Consider the following 6,059-nt stretch of genomic DNA (forward strand, 5'->3'; position numbering starts at 1 on the left):
TACAAATAAAAATGCCACTCTAAGTAGAGTGGCATTTTTTGTTTAATCAGTAATTATTGTATTAAAGATCAAATGTGCGTGAAACAGCAAGTACGATACGCTCATCAGCATAATCGTAATCTAAGCTTGTGTTTTCAGCGGCCACTTCAATACCAAACCCTTCATAACTAGTTTGATATGCTAAACGGTAATGGTTGTATGATTTTTTCTCGTTTACGTCCCACGCCCATTTTTGTCCATCAAGCGAGTTTGAAATATCAAAGCTTGCACGTAGTGCATGATTTGGAGCCAGCTCATAGGTGTGTGCAATCATTGAGATTACATGGCCTCCACCTTGACCAAAGTAATCCCAGCTGTACCAAAAATTAAGCTCAGTTTGGCCGTACTCACTTGCGAAACCAAATTTAGTGTAAGCCTCAGCGTAGTTGCCATCGCTGTTATTACCTTGATAAGTGTAATACGCAATACCGTAGTCAACGCTAAATTGCTCATCAAGTTGTACATACTTACCTACATAGGCATCAAGCTCAAAATCAGTGTCGTCACCAAAATCTACATTTGAAGCCCATACACCTGCGTAAACACCACTATCAAAGGCGTAGTCTAAGCTACCTTGAATTGCAGGGTCGCTATCAGTTTGGCTCACACCATTAAAAGTGTAGTCAGACGCTGCCGTGATTGTTGTTGACCAATCAGCCGCTGCAGTTGTTGATAAAAGTGCAAATGGTAGTGCTACTACAAGTTGTTTTAGTTTGTTATTCATTATTTATCCCTAGTGTACTGTGTCTATTTTTGTGTAATCAATTGCGTTTGCTTTTGGTGAGCTATCTATATTCGTTACTGTTTTAAATTTACTGTAACCAATAAAGGCGGCACAGATAAAGAACAAGCCAATAACTAATGCACCTACCCACTGAATTTGTAAAAATTCTAGTTTAAACAGTAATGTAAGTAGTGATAGAGCAATAATATTACCTATCATGTATTTCATTTTACCAAAACGCTTTACGGTAAAGTTTAGGTTATCTGTATATAAACGTACTAACGAATCGAGAGAGTTAATTACAAATATAATACCTACAAATACCATGGCAAAGTTTTTAATACCTTGAGTAGGGATGCCCGCCTCGTGGTAGTGATAAAGTACGCTAAACCAAATCGCAATCGGAATAGAAGGGAAAATCAACATAGCACCCAATACTTGGTATGTTTTAAGTCCACCTACAAAGCGTGATGTAAATTGACCAATCATTATGCTCCACGCAAACCACCAGAATAAGTAAAACTCATGGTAATCATTAAGCGGTAAAACAAATTCATTAATGTTGGCAAAGTAAGTACCAATAGAGCCTAAGTTATTCGTAAATGCTGACATTTGACTATCACCAATTACAAATGCGCCAGCCCACATAAAGGCGATTAAAGCTAAAAATAACCACGTAGTAGAAATACTTAAAATACGCACATATTTAATATCAGTACTTGAGTAAACCGCAAAACAGATAGCCGCAAACACAATTAAATAAAACTCAGAAACTATGCTTGTTCCATCACCTAATTCGGGTAAATACCACGGTAGGTTTGTAAGCAGTAAATAAGCGGTAAATGCACATGTACCAATAATTACAACATTATTGATAAATTTAACCCAAGGAATTTCGAAAAATTTCACTTTAGGTTCTATTACACAGAAATAAAAGCACGTAAGAAAGTAAAATCCCCAGATCAAAAATCCCCAATAGCCAAACTCAATAGCTAGTGGATTTGCAAACGCGTATTCTGGGCTTGCTTTTATGTCTGCATAACCTGCAAACTCAGTTAAAGGAAACATAATAAGGCCAACATCAAGGCCAGAAGTAAATAATATTGCTATAAACGTAAAGGTTCGAACTGGTGTTACACCTACTACGCGAACATTACCCCATTTAATTAAAATAGTGATAATGGCAAGTAAGGTAAAAATGATCCCTGCATTAAGCCAAATAGTCATTGTTACCCTCCAGTAATGAATAAAAATAATTCATAAGCACTCCGTATTTTATTGTTTTATTCTCGCATTAACACAACGTAACCTATTTACATCGTGTGCCACTGCAAGGCACGCATTGGTTTAGCCCGACGAGACTAAACCTAAGCATGTGGCTAAAGTTAGATCTCCGAACTACGTTGTGTGTCTTGCCAGTTTGTTGTTATGGCAACATTCACATCCGATTTCTGTAATGGGTCTTTACCTAAAATTATGTCAGCTGCTTTTTCGGCAACCATAATAGTAGGCGCATTCAAGTTTCCGTTAGGAACAGTTGGGAATATAGATGAATCAACAACACGTAGTCCTTCAATACCATGTACTTGCGTATTTGAGTTAACAACGGCCATATCATCTTCACCCATTTTGCATGAGCAAGAAGGGTGGTAGGCACTTTCTACGGCTTGGCGTACAAAGGCATCTATTTCTTCATCTGTTTGAATATGTTTACCGGGTTGAATTTCTTCATCGCGGTATTCATCAAAGACACTTTGTTCGATTATGTCGCGTGTTAAGCGAACGCACGCTCTAAAGCCTTCAATATCGTCTTGGTGTTCAAGGTAATTAAATAAAATGGTTGGTGGTTGCTCAGGATTCGCAGAAGCAATAGTGACACTACCGCGACTTTTTGGTTTGTTATGACCAACATGTACCTGAAAACCATGACCTGCAAATGCACTTCTACCATCGTAACGCATAGCCGCTGGTAAAAAGTGATACTGAATATCTGGCCATTCAACACCTGGTTTTGAGCGAATAAACGCACACGATTCAAAATGATTCGTTGCACCTAAACCCGAACGCGTTAATAACCAGCGCGCGCCAATCAACCCTTTTGAAACAATGCCTAGCTTGCCGTTAAGTGTGATAGGTTGCTTACACTTGTATTGAAAGTAAAACTCAAGATGATCTTGTAAGTTTTGACCAACACCAGGTAAATGATGCTGTACTTCAACGCCTGCTTTTTCAAGCGCTTGAGTATCACCAATACCAGAGAGTTGTAAAATATGTGGAGAGCCAATTGGACCTGCACTTAATACAACGTCTTTTGCTGCATGGGCAGTTTTAACGTCGCCATTTACTTTGTATTCAATGCCAGTGGCTTTTTTGCCGTCTAAAATCACGCGTTGTGCAAGTGCACCAGTAATAATCGTTAAATTACTACGCGATTTTACAGGGTCTAAATACTCACGAGACGCAGAGCTGCGCACGCCGTCTTTTACGGTCATGTGCATTGGGCCAAAACCCTCTTGCTGCGACGCGTTGTAATCATCTGTTGAGGCGTAACCAGCTTGTACACCTGCTTTTATAAACGTGCGATAAAGCGGGTTTTGCATTTCGTTGCCGTTATTAACGCCAAGCGGGCCTTTGCCACCACGGTAAGTATTTTCACCAAGGTAAAAGCTTTCTGCCTTTTGAAAGTAGGGTAAACATGATTGGTAATCCCAATCGTTTGCACCGTGTTGCTGCCATTCGTCAAAATCTTTTGCGTGGCCACGTACATATACCATGCCATTAATAGATGACGAGCCGCCTAATACTTTGCCACGAGGACAATGCATTTCACGGTTATCTAAATGAGGCTCAGGCTGCGTATGAAACTGCCATGCGTATTTGTCACTATTCATAGGAATAGATAACGCAGTTGGCATTTTTATAAAAATACTTTTATCGCTACCGCCGGTTTCAAGTAGTAACACGCGGTTACTTGAATCTTCAGATAAACGGTTTGCTAAAACACAACCCGCCGAACCCGCGCCAACAATAATATAGTCGTAATGATTACTCATAGTAGGGCGCCTTAAAATGGGCTTTCTATGTCGGCCATACCAACATAAATAGACTTAGTTTGCGTGTATTGATCAAGAGTTTGTATACCATTTTCACGGCCAATACCCGATTGCTTATAACCGCCAACTGGCATTTCAGCAGGTGAGTTACCGTATGCATTAATCCAACAAATACCGGCTTGTAACTTATGAATCACGCGGTGCGCACGTTTAATATCGCTAGTAAATACGCCTGCAGCTAAGCCTAGGTGAGTCCCGTTAGCGCGTGCAATAACATCGTCTTCGTCGTCAAAAACAAGCACGCTCATTACAGGGCCAAATATTTCTTCTTTAACGATAGTCATATCGTCATTACAATCAATAAACACAGTCGGTGCTACAAAATAGCCATTAGGTGCAGATTTAGGTGAAAGCGTTGTACCACCGGTTAATAGCGTTGCACCTTCTTCGATGCCTTTATTAACGTAGCTCATTACTAGTTCTTGGTGCTTTTTAGAAATAAGTGCGCCAAAGTTAGTATTTAAATTTTGTGGGTCGCCAGCAATAATGTTTTTCTCAGTGCGCGCTTTAAGCTCATCAATAAACTGCTGATATACATTTTTATGAACGTAAATACGTGTACAGTTAGTACAAATTTCGCCTTGCGTATAAAAGTTACCTAACATAGCCGCGCTAACCGCTTGCTCAATATTGGCATCATCAAATACTAATAATGGAGATTTACCACCGAGTTCCATTGTTACATCTTTTAAAGTGCCCGCAGCGCTTGCTACTACTTTTTTACCTGTGCCTACTTCACCCGTAAACGATACTTTATCAATGTCGCTATGCTGTGTTAGCCACTGACCTACATCGCCAGCACCTTGAACAACATTAAACACACCTGCAGGTACGCCAGCTTCAAAAAACACTTCAGCAAGCTTAATAGCGCCAAGTGGTGTTTCCTCAGATGGTTTAAATATAAATGCATTACCAGCAGCAAGGGCAGGGCCCGACTTCCAACATGCAATTTGTAGTGGGTAGTTCCATGCACCAATACCCGCACAGATACCTAGTGGCTCTTTACGTGTGTAATAAAAGTCATCACCCACCATTTGCTGTTGGCCTACTTGTGCAGGCGCAAGGCCTGCAAAGTATTCAATTACATCAGCGCCGGTTTCAATATCAACACAATTTGCTTCTTGCATTGGTTTACCGGTGTCGAGTACTTCTACAAGTGCTAGCTCATCATTGCGCTCGCGTAAAATAGCCACTGCTTTTAATAAAATGCGGCTGCGTTCAATGGGTGTCATCGCTGACCACTGAGCAAAGCCTTGCTTTGCACTGGCAATGGCTGCGTTTTGAATAAATTCGTCGGCAATCTCTACTGCGTAAATAACCTCGCCCGTAGCTGGGTTTGTTACATCAAATGTTTTGCCGCTCTGGTTTGCAAGAAAATGGCCGTTAATAAAATTTTGATAGACAGGTGTAGTCACGCTAGGCTCCATATTGCTTGATAAGTGAAAGTACGTAGCTTTTTGCTAACTTTTCACTGTGTTTAAACTGATTATTGTCTGATTTACTCAGTACTGCTCTTAACCATAGGCCATCGATCATTGCGGCGCTAAGTTCTGCAGCTTGCTTTGCTTGCTCAATAGGCATTAATTGCTTAAAAGAAAATGCTAAATTACTTTGCAAGCGTTTACTGTTTACGTTTTGTAGTCTGTGTAATTCTTCATCATGCATCGATTGCGCCCAAAAACTTAACCACGTTCGGGTTGTATCATTACGCTGTTGTACAAGCGCAAAGTTGGCTTCGACAATATACATTAAACGTTCAATGGCATTCGTTTGGTTATTTACTTTACTTATCAAGCCTTGTTTTAAGCTTGTTAGTAAGTATCTAACAGTGGCTTCAATTAACCCCTGCTTACCACCAAAATAATGACTAATAATGCCTGACGATAAACCGGCATTTTTACTAATGCTGTTTATAGTTGTGCCTTGTAGTCCATTAGTTGCAACTGACTCTATAGTCGCGTCAATTAGCTGCTGACGTCTGACAGGTTCCATTCCGACTTTAGGCATAATTTTTATTAATTGAACGTTCAATAAACATAAGCTTAAGGTAATAGCTCTAATAATTCAAGGCTGAAGTAAATATCTAGATGCCAAAATGTAGATTAATCATTAATAAAAGCGCAACTAATGCGATAAAGAAGGTAAAGTTTTATTTTATTTAACTATATATAAAACATAGGGTT

Annotated in this window: 5 protein-coding genes; all 5 read right to left on the minus strand. The window is 39.8% G+C overall.

Annotated features, from left to right (window positions below; translation table 11 throughout):
• Positions 1–61: 61 nt before the first annotated feature.
• Complete coding sequence (locus GQR46_RS12865) at positions 62–763, minus strand: TorF family putative porin (protein ID WP_165728043.1); 702 nt, start codon at positions 761–763, stop codon at positions 62–64.
• A 9-nt stretch (positions 764–772) separates the two neighbouring features.
• The gene (locus tag GQR46_RS12870) at positions 773–1,990 is read right to left on the minus strand and encodes a BCCT family transporter (protein ID WP_165741159.1); all 1,218 of its coding nucleotides are present in this window, start codon (positions 1,988–1,990) and stop codon (positions 773–775) included.
• 158 nt (positions 1,991–2,148) lie between these two features.
• Positions 2,149–3,816 carry a choline dehydrogenase gene (gene betA / locus GQR46_RS12875; RefSeq protein WP_165741160.1) on the minus strand — a complete coding sequence of 556 codons (1,668 nt, stop codon included), beginning with the start codon at positions 3,814–3,816 and terminating at the stop codon, positions 2,149–2,151.
• An 11-nt stretch (positions 3,817–3,827) separates the two neighbouring features.
• Positions 3,828–5,291 (minus strand): betaine-aldehyde dehydrogenase, encoded by a 1,464-nt coding sequence (gene betB / locus GQR46_RS12880; RefSeq protein WP_165741161.1) that lies wholly within the window; start codon positions 5,289–5,291, stop codon positions 3,828–3,830.
• A gap of 1 nt (position 5,292) precedes the next feature.
• Positions 5,293–5,868 (minus strand): transcriptional regulator BetI, encoded by a 576-nt coding sequence (gene betI, locus GQR46_RS12885; RefSeq protein ID WP_206009578.1) that lies wholly within the window; start codon positions 5,866–5,868, stop codon positions 5,293–5,295.
• Between the last annotated feature and the right edge of the window lie 191 nt (positions 5,869–6,059).

It is taken from the genome of Pseudoalteromonas sp. Z1A6 (genome assembly GCF_011378745.1).
Lineage (GTDB): Bacteria > Pseudomonadota > Gammaproteobacteria > Enterobacterales > Alteromonadaceae > Pseudoalteromonas > Pseudoalteromonas arctica.